The 16,530-nt window shown below is 75.2% G+C and carries 15 protein-coding genes; 10 read left to right on the top strand and 5 right to left on the bottom strand.

Annotation, left to right across the window (positions count from 1 at the left end; translation table 11 throughout):
- Positions 1 to 128: 128 nt before the first annotated feature.
- The 3 genes from ACLFMI_RS22090 to ACLFMI_RS22080 all read right to left on the bottom strand — a co-directional run bounded on the left by ACLFMI_RS22090 (position 129) and on the right by ACLFMI_RS22080 (position 2,641).
- On the bottom strand, positions 129 to 917 hold the full coding sequence (locus tag ACLFMI_RS22090; RefSeq protein ID WP_410949842.1) for a cupredoxin domain-containing protein: 789 nt from the start codon (positions 915 to 917) through the stop codon (positions 129 to 131).
- A gap of 113 nt (positions 918 to 1,030) precedes the next feature.
- Positions 1,031 to 1,279 carry a helix-turn-helix domain-containing protein gene (locus tag ACLFMI_RS22085; RefSeq protein ID WP_410949891.1) on the bottom strand — a complete coding sequence of 83 codons (249 nt, stop codon included), beginning with the start codon at positions 1,277 to 1,279 and terminating at the stop codon, positions 1,031 to 1,033.
- 75 nt (positions 1,280 to 1,354) lie between these two features.
- Positions 1,355 to 2,641: an MFS transporter gene (locus ACLFMI_RS22080; protein ID WP_410949841.1), complete on the bottom strand. Its 1,287-nt coding sequence runs from the start codon at positions 2,639 to 2,641 to the stop codon at positions 1,355 to 1,357.
- 70 nt (positions 2,642 to 2,711) lie between these two features.
- Between ACLFMI_RS22080 and ACLFMI_RS22075 the strand changes: the two genes are divergently transcribed.
- The 3 genes from ACLFMI_RS22075 to sepH all read left to right on the top strand — a co-directional run bounded on the left by ACLFMI_RS22075 (position 2,712) and on the right by sepH (position 6,635).
- A complete protein-coding gene (locus tag ACLFMI_RS22075) occupies positions 2,712 to 3,707 on the top strand; it encodes a GlxA family transcriptional regulator (protein ID WP_410949840.1) in 996 nt (331 codons plus the stop codon).
- 69 nt (positions 3,708 to 3,776) lie between these two features.
- Positions 3,777 to 4,913 (top strand): phosphoserine transaminase, encoded by a 1,137-nt coding sequence (serC, locus tag ACLFMI_RS22070; RefSeq protein ID WP_410949839.1) that lies wholly within the window; start codon positions 3,777 to 3,779, stop codon positions 4,911 to 4,913.
- Between the two features lie 387 nt (positions 4,914 to 5,300).
- Positions 5,301 to 6,635, top strand: coding sequence for a septation protein SepH (sepH, locus tag ACLFMI_RS22065; RefSeq protein ID WP_410949838.1), 1,335 nt, complete (start codon positions 5,301 to 5,303; stop codon positions 6,633 to 6,635).
- A 122-nt stretch (positions 6,636 to 6,757) separates the two neighbouring features.
- Here the strand turns inward: sepH and ACLFMI_RS22060 are convergent, their stop codons facing one another.
- Positions 6,758 to 7,567 carry a TrmH family RNA methyltransferase gene (locus ACLFMI_RS22060; RefSeq protein WP_410949837.1) on the bottom strand — a complete coding sequence of 270 codons (810 nt, stop codon included), beginning with the start codon at positions 7,565 to 7,567 and terminating at the stop codon, positions 6,758 to 6,760.
- Positions 7,568 to 7,731: 164 nt separating this feature from the next.
- Here ACLFMI_RS22060 and ACLFMI_RS22055 point away from each other — a divergent pair, with 164 nt between their 5' ends.
- From ACLFMI_RS22055 to ACLFMI_RS22025, 7 genes are all read left to right on the top strand, one after another.
- Positions 7,732 to 9,219, top strand: coding sequence for a glutamate--cysteine ligase (locus ACLFMI_RS22055; RefSeq protein WP_410949836.1), 1,488 nt, complete (start codon positions 7,732 to 7,734; stop codon positions 9,217 to 9,219).
- Between the two features lie 249 nt (positions 9,220 to 9,468).
- The gene (locus ACLFMI_RS22050; RefSeq protein ID WP_410949835.1) at positions 9,469 to 10,551 is read left to right on the top strand and encodes a hypothetical protein; all 1,083 of its coding nucleotides are present in this window, start codon (positions 9,469 to 9,471) and stop codon (positions 10,549 to 10,551) included.
- On the top strand, positions 10,548 to 11,120 hold the full coding sequence (locus ACLFMI_RS22045; RefSeq protein ID WP_410949834.1) for a hypothetical protein: 573 nt from the start codon (positions 10,548 to 10,550) through the stop codon (positions 11,118 to 11,120). Before ACLFMI_RS22050 ends, ACLFMI_RS22045 begins: the two co-directional genes overlap by 4 nt.
- A 3-nt stretch (positions 11,121 to 11,123) precedes the next feature.
- Positions 11,124 to 12,299: a lysozyme family protein gene (locus tag ACLFMI_RS22040; protein WP_410949833.1), complete on the top strand. Its 1,176-nt coding sequence runs from the start codon at positions 11,124 to 11,126 to the stop codon at positions 12,297 to 12,299.
- 4 nt (positions 12,300 to 12,303) lie between these two features.
- Positions 12,304 to 12,903 (top strand): hypothetical protein, encoded by a 600-nt coding sequence (locus tag ACLFMI_RS22035; RefSeq protein WP_410949832.1) that lies wholly within the window; start codon positions 12,304 to 12,306, stop codon positions 12,901 to 12,903.
- Positions 12,900 to 13,865 carry a glycoside hydrolase family 16 protein gene (locus ACLFMI_RS22030; RefSeq protein WP_410949831.1) on the top strand — a complete coding sequence of 322 codons (966 nt, stop codon included), beginning with the start codon at positions 12,900 to 12,902 and terminating at the stop codon, positions 13,863 to 13,865. The genes ACLFMI_RS22035 and ACLFMI_RS22030 overlap by 4 nt, the downstream gene beginning before the upstream one ends.
- A 96-nt stretch (positions 13,866 to 13,961) precedes the next feature.
- Positions 13,962 to 14,909: a glycoside hydrolase family 16 protein gene (locus tag ACLFMI_RS22025; protein ID WP_410949830.1), complete on the top strand. Its 948-nt coding sequence runs from the start codon at positions 13,962 to 13,964 to the stop codon at positions 14,907 to 14,909.
- Positions 14,910 to 15,087: 178 nt separating this feature from the next.
- Here ACLFMI_RS22025 and ACLFMI_RS22020 read toward each other — a convergent pair whose 3' ends face one another.
- Entirely contained in the window at positions 15,088 to 16,521 is a 1,434-nt protein-coding gene (locus ACLFMI_RS22020; RefSeq protein WP_410949829.1) for an NCS2 family permease, read from the bottom strand.
- Positions 16,522 to 16,530 lie beyond the last annotated feature (9 nt).

Genomic DNA, 16,530 nt, shown 5'->3' with positions numbered 1-16,530 from the left:
GGTCGCGGTCCGGCCCCCGGAACTACCCGACCGGCGCCGAGGAGGCCAGGAAGGGGACCCGATCGTGCAGTTCCCGTGATCACCCGTCCGGCAACGGCGGCTCCGGCCCGGCGGGGCCGGAGCCGATCTCAGCCGACCACGAGGCTGCTCTCGACCAGGAACGTGTCGTCGAGGAGGGTGTAGCTCCCGGCGGGGGCGTCGAACGTGACCCGGGCGGTCGTCCCGGGCGCGACCTCCTGCCGCACGTCGAGCTCCGGGATCAGGAAGCGCACCCCGACCAGCGGGTCGGTGTTGGTGACGGCGATCGTGACCGGGCCCGGGGCGGCGGTCAGCCGGGCCGGGGCGAACGACCGGCCCGCCTGGTCGGTGAGTAGGCCCCAGCCTTCCCGCTCCCGGGTCACCTGCAGGTCCCCGGGCCGGGCGGGGTCGTCGGCCGCGGTCACGAACAGTACCGCGGCGACCGCGGTCGCCACCGCGAGGACGAGAGCGACGGCCCGGCGCAGCACGGCGGGGCCCGCGCCCTCCGGGAACCGGGAGGTGACCACCGCGAGCGGGATCGCGAGCAGCGACCCGATCCAGGTGGTCAGGCAGGTCAGGAACGTGACCGGGTCGCCGGCGGGCGCGGTCACGGCGGCCAGGAACAGGCCCGCGTGGATGTTGTTCAGCAGCGAGAACACGCCGATCAGGACCGCGCCGGACCGGATCCGGCCGCGCCCGCCGCTCACCAGCAGCAGCAGTCCGGCCAGCATCGTCAGGTCGACCACGACCAGCGAGGGGAAGCCGACGAACCGGCCCGTCGCCTGGAGCAGGACCGTCCCGGTCAGGGTGAGCACGGCGCAGAAGGCGAGCAGCCGGGGCCACGGGAGCCGGCCGGCCGTCGTCGCGGGGGTGGTGGTGCGGGTGTCGGGGGTCGGCATCGCGGGCTCCGTCCGTCGGTGGCGGGGTGACCCGGGGGACCCCATACGGGGAGCCGTCCCGGCCGCAGCGGACGGCGGTCCCCCGTTCGCCGGGACCCGCACCGGGACCGGGGTCAGCGGTCCCGGCGCAGGCCCGCCTCCCGGGCCTGTGCCCCCGCCTGCGCACGGTCGGTGACCTGCAGCTTCGCCAGGACGTTCGAGACGTGGTTGCGGACGGTCTCGGGGCTCAGCGACAGCCGGTGCGCGATCACGGCGTTGCCGGCCCCGTCGGCCAGCAGCGCGAGCACCTCGCGCTCGCGTTCGGAGAGGTCCGGGAACGGCGGTGCGGCGTTCGCGCCGGCGGCGGCGAAGAACGCCGAGATCCGTCCGGCGCACCACGGCAGGCTCCCAGGTGCGACGTCCCGGTGACCAGGGACGGGCGCCCCGGACGGGCCGGGTCACCCGGCGGGCTGCGGTTCCGAGACCCGCCGGCGCCGGATGGCGAGCGACAGTCCCACCGCCACGACGCAGAGCACAGCACCGCCGTACCAGGCGGCGTCGTAGCTGCCCAGCGCGTCGCGTACCAGGCCGGCGACCAGGGCGGCGAACGCCGCGCCGAGCTGGTGCGAGGCGAACACCCAGCCGAACACCACCGCCGCGCGGACCCCGAACGCCTCGCGGGCCAGCGCCATCGTCGGCGGGACGGTGGCCACCCAGTCCAGCCCGTAGAAGATCACGAACGCGAGCATGCTGACGTTCAGGTCGGTGCCGAACAGCGGCGGGAGCAGCGCCAGCGACACCGCCCGCAGGCCGTAGTAGGCACCGAGCAGCAGCCGCGGGTCGACCCGGTCGGTGAGCCAGCCGGAGCAGATCGTCCCGACCAGGTCGAAGATCCCGACCAGTGCGAGCAGCGACGCGGCGGTCGTCGCGGGCATGCCGTGGTCGTGCGCGGCCGGGACGAAGTGCGACTGGACCAGGCCCGCGGTCGTCGCGCCGCAGACGAAGAACCCGCCGACGAGCAGCCAGAACGTGCGGGTACGGGCGGCCTCGGCCAGCGAGCGCACGGCCAGCACCGCGGCCCCGGTCCGGACCGGGGCGACGACGTCGGCCTCGGTGCCGCCGTAGGGCAGCACGCCGGCGTCGGCCGGGCGGTCCCGGAGGAAGAACCACACCACCGGCACGACGACCACCGCCGCGACCGCGGTGACCAGGGCCGCCGGGCGCCACCCACCGGACTCGACGATCGCCGCGACCAGCGGGAGGAAGATCAGCTGGCCGGTGGCGGTGGCCGCGGTGAGGATCCCGGAGACCAGGCCGCGGTGGGCCACGAACCAGCGGTTCACGACCGTCGCGACCAGCGCCATCGCCATCGAGCCGGTGCCAAGCCCGACGATCACGCCCCAGAGCAGCACGAGCTGCCAGACCGCCGTCATGAACACGGTCGTGCCCGCGCCGATCGCGACCATGACGAGCGCGACCGACACCACCTGGCGAACGCCGAACCGCTCCATCAGCGCGGCCGCGAACGGCGCGGTGAGCCCGAACAGGGCCAGGTTCACCGCCAGCGCGAACGAGATCGACCCGATCGACCAGCCGAACTCGGTGTGCAGCGGCTCGACCATGACCCCCGGCGTCGACCGGAAGCCGGCCGCACCGAGCAGCGCGAGGAAGGTCGCGGCCGCCGCCCACCAGGCCGGGTGCACCCGGCGTTCCCGTCCCGCCGCGTGCGGGAGTGCCTGCGTCATGGCCCGAGCCTGCAACGATCCGGTCGCCGCCGACAGTGGCCGTACAGCCGATATATGCAAAGATCCGGCCATGCCCGCCACGCCGCACCGGGTCGGGGTGCTCGCCGTCGACGGGGTGATCGCCTTCGAGGCCGCGATCCCGGACCGGATCCTCGGCACGGCGACCGCAGCGGACGGGACCCCGCTCTACGACGTGCGGGTCGGCTCGCTCGACGGTGGGCCGGCCCGGACCAGCTCCGGCTACCGGCTGCTGCCCGAGCACGGCCGGGACGTCCTGGACGCCGCGCAGACCCTGGTGGTCCCGGCCGTCGCCCTGGCGGCCGGTCCCGGCCCGGCCGGTGACGGCACGCAGGCCCGGGAACCGGATCCGGAGGTCCTCGACCTGGTCCGCGCGGCCGCGGCGCGCGGACGGGTCGTCGCGATCTGCGCCGGAGCCTTCACCCTCGCCGCCGCCGGGGTGCTCGACGGCCGCCGCGCCACCACGCACTGGGCGCACGCGGCCCGGTTCCGACGGCGGTTCCCGCAGGTCCGGCTCGACCCGGGCGTCCTGTTCGTGGACGACGGCGGGGTACTCACCTCCGCCGGCGTCGCCGCCGGGATCGACCTGTGCCTGCACCTGGTGCGCCGCGACCACGGTGCCGAGATCGCCGCGGCGACCGCGCGCCGGAACGTCGTCGCGCCGTGGCGGGAGGGCGGGCAGGCGCAGTTCGTCGAGACCCGGCTGCCCGACGCCGCCGGCCCGGACACCAGCGCGGTCCGGGACTGGGCGTTGGACCGGCTGCACCAGCCGCTGGGGGTGCAGGAGCTGGCGGACCGGGCGTCGATGAGCGTCCGCACCTTCACCCGGAGGTTCCACGCGGAGACCGGGACGAGCCCCGGGCGCTGGCTCGCCGCGCGGCGACTCGACCTGGTCCGGCGGCTGCTGGAGGGCACCGACCTGCCGGTCGAGCAGATCGCCGCGCGGTCCGGGTTCGGCACCACCGCGGCGCTGCGGCAGCGGTTGCGCGGCGAGATCGGGATGGCGCCGCTGGCCTACCGGCGCGCGCACCGGGTCCCGCACTCCTGAGGGGGCCGGGTGTGGCACGGCACACCGCCCCCTCGGTCCGGAGGGTCCGGTACTGCGACACTGACCGGCGTGACCTCGACACCCACCGATCTGAAGATCCCCGCCGGTCTCCTGCCATCGGACGGCCGCTTCGGCTGCGGTCCCTCCAAGGTCCGCCCTGAGCAGCTGGCCGCGCTGGCCGCCTCCGGCGACTCGGTGATGGGCACCTCGCACCGGCAGAAGCCGGTGAAGAACCTGGTCGGACGCGTGCGGGCCGGCCTGTCCGAGCTGTTCTCGCTGCCCGAGGGCTACGGGGTGGTACTGGGCGACGGCGGCTCCACCGCGTTCTGGGACGCCGCCGCGTTCGGCCTGGTCCGCGAGCGCTCGCTGCACCTGACCTACGGCGAGTTCTCGTCGAAGTTCGCCGACACCACGAAGGGCGCGCCGTTCCTGGCCGACCCGGTCGTGGTGTCCGCCGAGCCGGGCAGCGCGCCGGAGCCGACCACCGACCCGTCGGTGGACGCCGTCGCCTGGGCGCACAACGAGACCTCGACCGGCGTCGCGGTGCCGGTGACCCGCCCCGCAGGACTCACCGACGATCAGCTCGTCCTGATCGACGCCACCTCCGGCGCGGGCGGGCTGCCGGTCGATGTGGACCAGGCCGACGCCTACTACTTCGCCCCGCAGAAGGGCTTCGCCTCGGACGGCGGCCTCTACCTGGCGCTGCTGAGCCCGAAGGCCCTGGAGCGGGTCGCGGAGCTGGACGCGTCCGACCGCTGGATCCCGCCGTTCCTGTCGCTGGCCACGGCCGTCGACAACTCCGGCAAGGACCAGACCTACAACACCCCGGCGCTCGCCACACTGTTCCTGCTGGCCGAGCAGATCGACTGGATGAACGGCCTCGGCGGGCTGGACGGCTGCGTCGCCCGGACCCGCGACTCCTCCGACCGGCTCTACTCGTGGGCCGAGAAGAGCTCGTTCGCGACACCGTTCGTGTCCGACCCGACGCACCGCAGCCTGGTCGTCGGCACGATCGACTTCGACGACACGGTCGACGCGGCCGCCGTCGCGAAGGTCCTGCGGGCGAACGGGATCGTGGACACCGAGCCGTACCGCAAGCTGGGCCGCAACCAGCTGCGGGTCGGGATGTTCCCGGCCGTCGAGCCGGCCGACGTCTCCGCGCTGACGGCGGCGATCGACTGGGTCGCCGAGCGACTCGGCAGCTGACCCACCTCGGCCCGACCACCGCGGCCGCCCCACCGCAACCGATCCACACAGCCGACGCAGCACAGCCGACCACCGCCACCTCACCGGCCGGGCCCCGCCGACGCGGAGCCCGGCCGTCGTGTGTCCGGATCCGGCGCGCGGCCGTCCGTGAGCGATGTTGCGTGATCGATAGCGACTCGTTGTAGTCACACGAGTAACAACGGCCCCAACTTTCTCATTCGTCACGTGGCGTGGGAGCCTGCGCACGGTGAGTGAGAACCCAGGCGGGTCCCACGGCCAGGTGGATGTCAGCGACCAGGCAGAACTCGCACGGCGCGCCTCACCCGGCACGAGGCAGCGGGGATCTACCGTCACCCGGACGGGGACGAGCAGCAGGAGGGCTGATCGATGCGCGCGTTGCGGGTCGTGGGGGTGACCGGGGAGGGCTCGGTCGTCCTCGAGGACCCGGGTCGACGCGAGCGCTACACCGTGCCGGCCGACGAGCAGCTGCGCGCTGCCGCGCGTGGCGACGTGACCCGGCTCGGCCAGATCGCGATCGAGTTGGAGAGCCAGTTGCGCCCACGGGAGATCCAGGCCCGCATCCGGGGCGGCGCGTCGGTCGACGAGGTCGCCGCCGCGGCGGGGGTACCGGTCCAGAAGATCGAGCGGTTCGCCTACCCGGTGCTGCTGGAGCGGTCCCGCACCGCCGAGCTCGCCCAGGGTGCGCATCCGCAGCGGGCCGACGGCCCCGACTCGCGCACGCTCGGCGAGACCGTCGCGCACACGTTCGGCCTGCGCGGCCAGGACTACGCCACCGCCGGGTGGGACTCCTGGAAGGGCGACGACGGCAAGTGGGTCGTCGCCCTGACCTGGCAGACCGGACGTTCGGACAACGCGGCGCGCTGGGCGTTCCAGCCCGGTGCCCACGGCGGCACCGTCGTCCCGCTGGACGAGCACGCGTCCGACCTGGTCGAGGGGCTGCCCGCGCGGCCGCTGCGGCCGCTCGGCGCCGTCGTCGACATGGCCCGGGACGAGGAGCCGGCCCCCGACCACGACGACACCGTCACCCCGGCCCGGGCGGTCGCCGCCGGTGGCCAGGCCCCGCCGCCCACCGAGTCCTGGGCGGGCCGCGGGATCGCCCCCGAGCAGCGGCGCTCCAGCCCACCCCCGGCGCGCCAGCCCGCCTCGGCCCCCATCCGCACCGCGGCCCCGGCCCTCAGCCGTCCGGCGAGCTCGACGAGCTCGCCGGATCCTGCTCCGGCGGACGAGGCTCCGGCCGAGGCGACACCGGCCGACCGTGCACCGGCACCGACGACCGACGGCGAGCCGGCCGGGCCCGGTGCAGAGCCGCCGGCCCCCGAAGCCGCGCCCGCGACCGCGTCGGCGACGGAGGAGCCGGTCGAGACGACCGCCGACGACGCATCCACCGGCCCGGCGACAGCCGCCCCGGCCGCAGCCGGAGCGCCGACGGACGGCACGCCGGTCGACGAAGCACCGGTCGAGGAAGCACCGACCGAGGGCGCCCAGACCGACGAGGCCCTGTCCGCTGAGGCCCTGCCCGATGAGGCGCTGCCCGATGAGGCGCTGCCCGGGGACAGACCGGCCGACGGGGCACCGGCCGACGGGGCGTCGTCGGACGAGGCGAAGCCGCGCGGCGGGGCCTCGTCGCGCCGCACCAAGAAGGGCAAGCCGGTCATGCCGTCCTGGGACGAGGTCCTGCTCGGGGTCCGCGGCCAGCGCTGAGGCCCCGCTCGAGCCGGCCACGGGCACCCCACTGTGCGAAGTCACTCACCTGGTGAGCGACTTCGCAACAGGAGCAACGGCGCTCGCCGTCGACGCCACCCATGTGCGGACCGTCCCGGAGGTCATCCCCCTCCGGTCACCGCGTGGAACGCGACCGCGGCGGCCGTCGCGACGTTCAACGAGTCGACTCCGGTCGCCATCGGGATCCGGACCCGGCGATCGGCGGCGGCCATGGCCTCGTCGGACAGGCCGGCCCCCTCGGCACCGACGAGCAGCGCGACCCGCTCCCCGGCGAGCCCGGCGGTCGCGAGCGGCTCGGCGTCCGCTGTCGGCGTCAGCGCGACGACGCTGAACCCGGCGTGGCGCAGGCCCTCCAGCGACGCCGGCCACGCCCCACCGAGCCGGGTGAACGGCACCCGCAGCACGTGCCCCATCGACACCCGCACGCTGCGCCGGTACAGCGGGTCCGAGCAGCCCGGGCCGAGCAGGATGCCGTCCACGCCGAGCGCCGCCGCGTTCCGGAACAGCGAGCCCAGGTTCTCGTGGTCGCCCACCCCCTCGCAGACCGCGACCGCGCGCGCCCCGGCGAGCAACCCGGGGACCTCCGGCGCCGCGGCCCGGTCCGCCACGGCCAGCACCCCCCGGTTGAGGTGGAATCCGACCGCCTCGGCCATGGTGCCGGCGTCGGCCGCGTAGGCCGGGACGTCGAGCCCGTCGAGATCGGGTTCCAGCTCCGCCAGCCGCCGCGGCACGCCGAGCAACGACCGCACCGGGAACGGCGAGTCGAGCAGCCGTCGCACGACGACCACGCCCTCCGCGATCACCAGTCCCCGCCCGCCGGGCCGGTCCGGACGGCGGTCGGCGGTCGTCAGGTCCCGGTAGTCGTCGATGCGGGGGTCGTCGGGACGGTCGACCGGGGTGAGGATGGCCACGAGGACCGATCGTCCCATGTCACTGGCCGCTCGCCGCTCCTGGTAGCCCGGTCAGCCGGTACCGCCCGACCCGGTGATGTGACAACGTGTAGTGCCGTCTCCCCGATCCGGACGTCCGCCGGGTGGGTGAGGAGGCTCCCCGTTCGATGGAGGTCGGTTCGCGCATGGGTCAGGTGCTCGACCGGACGACTTTCACCCGGCGCGACCGCCAGCGGTACCGGATCAAGGTCCAGCGGTGCCTCGACGCGCTCGAGGAGCTGCTGAACACCTACCCCTTCCCCGACGTCGAGCCGATGACCGGGGTGGAGATCGAGTTCAACCTCGTCGATCCGGAGCTGGCGCCGTCGCTGAACGGCCACGACGTCCTCGACACGATCAACTCGACCGAGTTCCAGACCGAGCTGGGACGCTGGAACCTGGAGCTGAACCTGCCGCCGCGGCCGCTGCCGGGCGAGCAGTGGCGCCAGCTCGAGCACGAGCTGTTGGACCTGCTCGCCGGTGCCGGCGCGAAGGCAGGCGACCTGCGCACGCAGCTCGTGATGATCGGCATCCTGCCGTCCCTGGACGCCGGTCACATGGTCGCCGAGTCGATCTCGCCGGAGGATCGCTACCAGGCCCTCAACGACCAGATGCTCTCCGCCCGGGGCGAGCCGATCCGGATCGACATCGCCGGATCCGGGCCGGGCGAGCGGGTCAGCGGGGACTTCGACACGATCATCCCGGAGGCCGCGTGCACCTCGATGCAGCTGCACCTGCAGGTGGCACCGGGCGACTTCGGCCGGTACTGGAACGCGGCGCAGTGCCTGGCCGGCGTCCAGCTGGGTCTGGGTGCGAACTCGCCGTTCCTGATGGGCTCGCAGCTCTGGGCGGAGACCCGGATCCCGCTGTTCGAGCAGTCCTGTGACGTCCGCACGCCCGAGTTCCACAACCAGGGCGTACGGCCGCGGGTGTGGTTCGGCGAGCGCTGGATCGACTCGGTGCTCGACCTGTTCTCGGAGAACGCGCGCTACTTCCCGGCCTTGATGCCGCTGACCACCGAGACCGACCCGATCGCGCAGATGCGCGAGCAGGGCTTCCCGGACCTGCCGGAGCTGACCCTGCACAACGGCACGATCTGGCGCTGGAACCGGCCGATCTACGACAGCACCGGGGAGGCGCCGCACGTGCGCCTGGAGAACCGGGTGCTCCCCGCGGGGCCTACCACCGTCGACATGGTCGCGAACGCGTTGTTCTTCTACGGCCTGCTGCGCACCCTGGTCGAGTCCGACCAGGAGCTGTGGCGGTCGGTGTCCTTCGAGGCCGCTCGGGAGAACTTCCACACCGCGGCCCGGCACGGCATGGACGCTCCGCTGTACTGGCCCGGGACGGGGTGGCTCAACCCGGACGAGCTGACCCTGCGCAAGCTGTTGCCGCTGGCCCACGAGGGTCTGGCCCGCTGGGGCGTCGGCGGGGCGGTGTGCGACCGCTACCTGACGGTGCTGGAGCGCCGCTGCGTGACCCGGCAGACCGGGGCGGCCTGGCAGGTCGACACCGTCGCGGCGCTGCAGGAGCGCGGCATGGACCGCGCCTCGGCACTGCACGGGATGCTCGAGCGCTACCTCGCCCAATCCGCCGCCAACCAACCGGTGCACGCCTGGGAGCTGCCGGGCTGACGCCCCGGCACGACCAGGCCCGGCAGGCCCCGGACGGGCCGCCCCACCGGCTTCGCCATCGCGAAGCGTCCCCGCCGACGCGGCCCGGTGGGCACCCGGCCGTTCCTACCGTCCCTTCCCGCGCCGCCCCCGATCCGGGGCGCCGGCGCCGCAGGGACGGAGGGCCATGTCCGCACACCATCCAGAGCATCGCCGGCGGGACGAGCGACGGTGGCTCGCGGCCCGCGCCGGCGCCCCCGGCTCCCGGCGATGACGGGCATCGCGTCCGTGTCCCCGTTCCGCCTGTTCGGCCGCACCGCCCGGGTCGACCGCACGCCGGACGCCGGGCCCGACCCCTGGCTGGACGATCCGCCCGCCGCGCCGCCGGTGACGGCCGGGACCGCACCGGGGTGGACCGGCACGGGCGGTCCCGGCCCCGCCCGGCCGGTCGCCGGTCCTGACCCCGGTCCGGCGACCGCGGCGGCCCGGCCGGTGCCGTGGACCCCGCGACGGCCGCCGGTCGAGCCGCAGGCCGACCCGGAGCCGGTCACCGACCCGTTCGGGTTCCCGCCGGTGCCGCCGACGACCGTCCCGCCCGCCCCGGACGACGTCGCCGCGGCCTGGGCCGCGTGGGCGCCGGCCGGGCCGGGTCCGGTGCTCGCCGCCGGACCGCCCGCCGAGCGACCGCGTCCCGCCGTCGAGCCGGCGCCCGTCCCCGCCGTCGAGCCGGTGCCCCGCCCCGCGGCCGAGCCGGTGGCCGTCGAGCCGGTGGCCGTCGAGCCGGCGGCCGTCCCCGCGGTCGAGCCGGCACCCACCGCCGGCGGCGTACCGGAACCGGCCCCGGAGATCGACGTCGCAGAGATCGACGTCGCGGACGCGGCGTCGCTGGCCGGGTCCTTCGCCGCCGACCTGCTGTCCTGGGACGAGGACGACCCCGGCCGCCGCGGGCACGCCCTGACCGAGCACCTGTCCGAGGCCGCGGCCGCGGGTCTGCTCGGGTGGACCGGCACCGGACGCCAGCGGGCCGACCTGGTACTGCCCGGCCGGGTCCGGCCCGGCGCCGACGGGCGGGTGCTCGTCGACGTGCGGGTCCGGGTCGTCCCCTACCGCCGGGTCGACGCCCGCGGGGCCGGGGTCCCGGAACCCGCACCCGAGCAGGCGCTCGGCACACCCGCGGCGGCCCCGGCAGTGTCGGCCCGCGGCTGGCGCGGGCTGGCCGCCCGCTGGATGCGGGTGCAGGTGAGCGTCGCCCGGGACGGCGATCGGCTCGTCGTCGACGCCGGTCCGGCGTCCGGGGCGGATCCGGCGCCACCCTCCCCGCGTGACCTCGCGACCCGCCGGCGGCCGTCGTGACCGCGCCGCGGATCCCGGTCGTCGGCGGGCTGGCAGGCGGGGTCGGGACCAGCACGGTCGCTCGCGCGCTGCGGGCGCGCGACGCCGGCGTCGTCACCGGCACCGACCTGCTGCCGGACGTCCTGCTCTGCCGGGACACCGTCTCCGGTCTCGCCCGCGCCGCGCGGGTCGCACCACGACCGGCTGCGGGTGCTCCGGTCCTCGCGCTGCATCCCGGCTCGGCCGACCCGGACGGGATCGACGCCGCGGCGGCCGGTCCCGGCTGGGCCGCGGTCGTCGCGCTGCCCGCGGTCCCCGGCTGGGCACGCTCCGCCGATCCGTGGGCGGACGCTGCCACCGTGCTCGGCGGCCGTTCCGGCGAACCGCGCACCGGCGACCCCGCAGCGCTGCGCCGCTACGCCGAGGCCCTCGACCGGATCGTCGCCGCACTCACCGGCGGCGGCCGGCTGACCCGTCCGCTCGCGCCCGCGGGCGCCGGGCCACTGCGCCCGATCCGCGGCGTCCGGACGGGTCTCCCGCCGCGCCTGACCGCTCCGGACGGGCCGTGGCCGGCCGGAACGCCGTGCTGAGCCGTGGCCGCGTCGCTGCTCGGCAGGCTGCTCCTGCCGGTCACCGCTCTCGGGCTGCTGGTGGCGACTCCCGCACCCGCCGCGGCCGCCCCGGCGGCCGATCCCGCCCCGTCCGGGATGGACGCGGCGAGGGTTCCCGAGGCCGCGCGCCCGCACCTGGAGCTGGTCACCCGGCTGACGACCGAGAGCTGCCCGGAGCTGCCTCCGGTGTGGGTCGTCGCGCAGGTACAGGCCGAGTCCGGCTGGGACCCGGGGCTGCGCACCGGAGCGGCGGCCGGGCTGCTGCAGGTCTCCGAGCGGACCTGGGTCGCCGCCGGCGGAGCGGCCTGGCCGGATCCGGCGCTCACCGACCCGGACGCACACCTGCGGACCGTCCTGCCGTGGTTGTGCGCCACCCTGCGCGCCGCGGCCGGCCACCTGGCGACGCGGCCGAAGCCCGTCCCGGTGCTCGACGCCATGCTGGTCTGTCACGTCGCCGGCTGCCGGCGGGTGACCGGCGCGGCGGCCGGCGTCCCGGAACCCGGCGAGGCGGGCTGCGCCGCGGACTGCAGCGCGGCCGTCCGCCGCTACCTCGACGCCGTGCACGACCTGGTCCGCGCCTACTCGACCGGCACCCCACCCGCGGACGACCGGCCGGGCGCGGCACGCGGCGCCGCGGCCGCCCGCCCCGCCGCGCCGCCGGCACCCGGTCGGGTGTCCGCCTCCGCACCGGCACCGGCCTGGACCGGCGGAGCGACGGCCTGCGGGCAGCCGGATCCGGCCCGCTCCGGCGGCTGCCTCACCGGCGCCGCCCACCACGGGCTGACGGCCGCCGAGGCGGTGTTCGGCCCGGCGCGGGACGGCCCGGTGATCAAGAGCGTCGGCTGCTGGGACGAGCACGCCCAGAACCCGCGCTCGCACCATCCGCGGGGACGTGCGTGCGACCTGTTCCCCGGTGCGCCGGGCGCCTTCCCGGAGGGCGCCGCGCTGGACAACGGCTGGCGGGTCGCCCGGTGGTTCCAGGCCAACGCGGAGCCGCTCAGGGTCGAGTACCTGATCTGGCAGGGCCGCTACTGGGACCCCTCGGTCCGCGCCGACGGCTCCGGCTGGGGCCGGCGCTACACCGGCGGTGGGGTCTACGACGTCTCCGACGCGACCGGCGGGCACTACGACCACATCCACGTGAGCTTCGCGGAGTGACCCGATGAACCGACGGCTGCCCGTGCTGCCCGTGCTGCTCGGCCTGCTCGTCGCGCTGGCACTGCCGGTCGCGCTGCTCGTCCCGGTGCTCGCGCCGGCCGGCCCGTCGGCATCGGTACTGACCGCCCGCGACCGTGCCGCGCTCGGTGGCCCGGACCTCGGACGCGGGCCCGACCCGACGGCCCCGGCGCTGCTGCCGGCGGCTCCGGAGGCCGTCGCCCGTGCCTACCTGGTCGCCGCGCACGCGGCCGGGCCCGACGACGCGGGCCGCACCCGGCGGGACGCCGTCGTGCTGGCCGAACCGGGCAGCCCGGCGGCCGTCGGGACGCCGGTGCTGGACCCGCCCGGACCCGGTGCCCGGCGGGTCGCGGTGGTCGACGGGCTCGTCCCGGCCGGCACCGATCCGGACCGCGGCCGGCTGGCGTACCTGGCCGCGGTCCACACGGTGACCGCACGGCCGGGCGCGGCGCCGCGTACCGAGCGGTGGCGCACCCGGGTGGTGCTGCACCGCGATCCCGGCGGGCGGTGGCGGGTGGCCGCCGACGCCCCCGTCACCCCCGACACGCCCGGCGTGGGCGACCGACCCGGCAGAGGTGGGCGATGAACACCGGCGAGCTCGAGGAACTGATCGGGAAGCTGATCGCCGGCGGGGTCACCGTCGTCGTCCTGACGCTGGGCCCGGCCGGACGACCGGTCGAGCCGGCACCGCAGGCGGCTCCCCCGCCCGGCACCGGATCGACGCAGCTCGAGGCGCCCGCCGGCCGCGATCGCCCGCCGCTGTCGCTGGACGGCGGTACGCGCGCCGGGGAGCAGGACACCAGCGGGTCCGGGACGACCGACTCCGGCGCGGGCGAGATGACCCGCCCGGCACCATCGGGGGATGACACGACGGGAGACAGCACGGTGAGCGGCGTGACGGCGGCGGAGACGTACGGCTGGGGCGAGCCGGTCCGCACCGACGACTTCACGGACGGGACGTCCGGCTGGTCCATCTACGACGGCCCCGGCCACGCCGGCAACGGTCGTCGTACGCCGGACGCGGTGAGCGTGTCCGACGGCGTCCTCACGATCACCGGCGACGCCGAGGGCAACACCGCCGGGATGGCGTGGACCGAGGGCAGCCGGCAGTACGGCCGCTGGGAGGGGCGGGTGCGCGCACCGGCGTCCGACCCGTCGTACAACGCGTTGCTGCTGCTCTGGCCGACGGCCGAGAACTTCCCGGAGGGCGGCGAGGTCGACTTCATGGAGATGATGGACCCGTCCCGGCAGCGCACGAACATGTTCCTGCACTACGGCGCGGACAATTCGCAGATCGACGGCGAGGTCGAGATCGACGGCACCCAGTGGCACAACTGGGCCGTCGAGTGGACGCCCGAGCGGATCGCCGCCTTCGTCGACGGGGAGCAGTGGTTCGAGACCACCGACACCTCGATCCTCCCGCCCGGCCCGATGCACCTGTGCATCCAGCTGGACTGGTTCCCGAAGGGCGGTTCGGTGCAGGAGTCGCAGATGCAGGTCGACTGGGTCCGGCAGTACGCCGTCGACGGCGGCCCGGGCCCGGGCTGACCGGGACGCCTCTCAGCGTGCCCACAGGCAGCCGGCCATAGCGTGTCGCGCGATCGACCGACGACAGCGCGATCGACCGACGACAGAGGAGCTCGCGTGCACCAGGAGGCCCCGGGCCGGACCCGTGAGCTGGACGCCTCCGACGCCGATCCCGAGCCACGCCGGCGTCGCTGGCCGAGCCTGCTCGGCGCGTTCGTGGCCGGCGGGTTGCTGGTCGCGGTGGTCGGGGTGGCGGCGAACGTCGAACTGTTCGGCTCCGGCTCCGGCTCCGGCACGGACGACCGTCCCGCACCCGCCCCGTCGGCCGAGGGACCGGCACCCGGCGGGATGCACGACCAGGAGCGGCCCGACCAGGTCGGAGCGCTGGATCCGGCGGCCCGCTCCGACTCGGAGGCCGCGGTCCGCAACGGCTGGCAGCTCACCGCGAAGGACGAGTTCGACGGTGCCGGGCTGGACCGCTCGAAGTGGAGCCCGTACACCGGCGAGACCACCGGCGGCGTCGGCCGGCACCGCGCCGAGAACATCTCGGTCCGGGACGGGCAGCTCGTCCTGACCAGCCGCGGGCTCACCTCGGCCGGCCTCGCCTGGCGGGACGGCCAGCAGTACGGCCGCTGGGAGATCCGGGCGAAGACGAACCCGGGCTGGGGCTACGGCGACGTCGCGCTGCTCTGGCCGGACGCCGAGGACTGGCCCGAGGGCGGCGAGCTCAACTTCATGGAGATCCCGAAGGGCGACCGTTCCGAGACACACACGATCGTCCACTACGGCGAGGACAACAGCCAGGTCGGGAAGAGCATCGCCGGCGACTTCACGCAGTGGCACAACTACGCCGTCGAGTGGCTGCCCGGCCGGGTGGTGTTCTACATCGACGGCCAGGAGGTCTTCCGGACCACCGACCCGGACCAGATCCCGCCGCGCCCGATGCACCTGGCGATGCAGCAGGACATCGGCCCCTACGGCGACGACTGGATCCCGGCCCGCGACGAGCGCACGCCGGACACGCTGGACTTCCAGGTCGACTGGGTGCGGATCTACGCGCCCTGACCGACGTCCCACCTCTGCTCGGCGGCGGGGGTGGGGATCTGGGGAAAGAAGAGAGCCCCGGCCCTGTGGGGCCGGGGCTCTCTCCTGTCCCGAACTGACGCGCCGCTCCCACCACGAAGCGACGCGTAGAAGTTAGCCTAGGCTTGCCTACTCTCGCAAGAGCTTCCGCCGAGAACTTCTATCCCAGCAGCGCACGGATCGGCCCCACCGCGAAGTAACCCACGAACAGCACCGCGACGACCCACATCAGCGGGTGCACCTGCCTGGCCCGGCCGGTGGCGGCGGACAGCGCGACGTAGCTGACGAACCCGGCCCCGATGCCGTTGGCGATCGAGTACGTGAACGGCATGACGGTCACCGTCAGGAAAACCGGGATCGCGGTCCGCAGGTCGTCCAGCTCGATCGTGGTGATCTGCCGGAACATCAACGCCCCGACCACGACCAGCGCCGGGGCCGCAGCCTCCACCGGCACGATCGAGTACAGCGGCGTGAAGAACATGGCCAGCAGGAACAGCACGCCGGTCAGCACGTTCGCCAGCCCGGTGCGGGCCCCCTCGGCGATCCCGGCCGCGGACTCCACGAACAGCGTGTTCGACGACGACGAGCCCAGCCCGCCGGCGACCGCACCCGTGCCCTCGACCACGAGCGCCTTGCCGACGTCCGGCAGCTTGTCCTGCGAGTCGGTGAGCCCGGCCTGCCGGCCCAGGCCGGTCAGCGAGCCCATCGCGTCGAAGAAGTTCGCCAGGACCAGCGTGAAGATCAGCAGGACGACGGTGATGATGTCCAGCCGGGCGAACGCCCCGAACGACACCTGCCCGACCAGCGACAGGTCGGGCAGGCCGACCACCTGGTCCGGCAGCGTCGGCACCGCCAGCGACCAGCCCTCCGGGCGGTCCGGCGCGGACGGGCCGACCCCGGCGATCGCCTCCACGACGATCGCGATGATCGTCGTGACCACGATGCCGATCAGCATCCCGGCCCGCACCCCGCGGGCCACCAGGATCCCGACGATCACCAGGCCGAGCACGAACACGAACGTCGGCCAGGAGGCGATCGAGCCGTCGATGCCGAGCCCGACCGGGACGGTGGTGTTCGCGGCGTCCGGCAGCCGGCGCACGAACCCGGAGTCGACCAGCCCGATCATCGCGATGAACGCGCCGATGCCGACTGCGATCGCCGTCTTCAGCTCGGGCGGCACGGCGTTGAACACCGCCGTCCGGAACCCGGTGACCGCCAGCACGACGATGATCAGACCGTCGATCACGACCAGGCCCATCGCCTCCGGCCAGGTCATCATCGGCGCGATCGTCACGGCCAGCAGGGTGTTGATGCCCAGGCCGGTGGCGATCGCGAAGGGGTAGTTCGCGACGAGCCCGAACAGGATCGTCATCACGCCCGCGACCAGCGCCGTCACCGCCGCGACCTGGGCCACCGGCAGGATGCCGCCGAGCGCGTCGGCCTTCGCCGACGGATCGCCCGGCGTCACGCTGCCGAGGATCAGCGGGTTCAGCACGATGATGTAGGCCATCGCCATGAACGTGACCAGGCCCCCGCGCAGCTCCCGGGGGACGGTGGAGCCGCGTTCGGAGACGCGGAACAGACGCTCGATCACGGCCGACAC

Origin of the sequence: Pseudonocardia nantongensis, from assembly GCF_046546495.1 — a bacterium.
Taxonomy (GTDB): Bacteria; Actinomycetota; Actinomycetes; order Mycobacteriales; family Pseudonocardiaceae; genus Pseudonocardia; species Pseudonocardia nantongensis.
The sequence above is the reverse complement of the archived record's forward strand: the minus strand, read 5'-3'. Positions and strand labels throughout refer to the sequence as shown.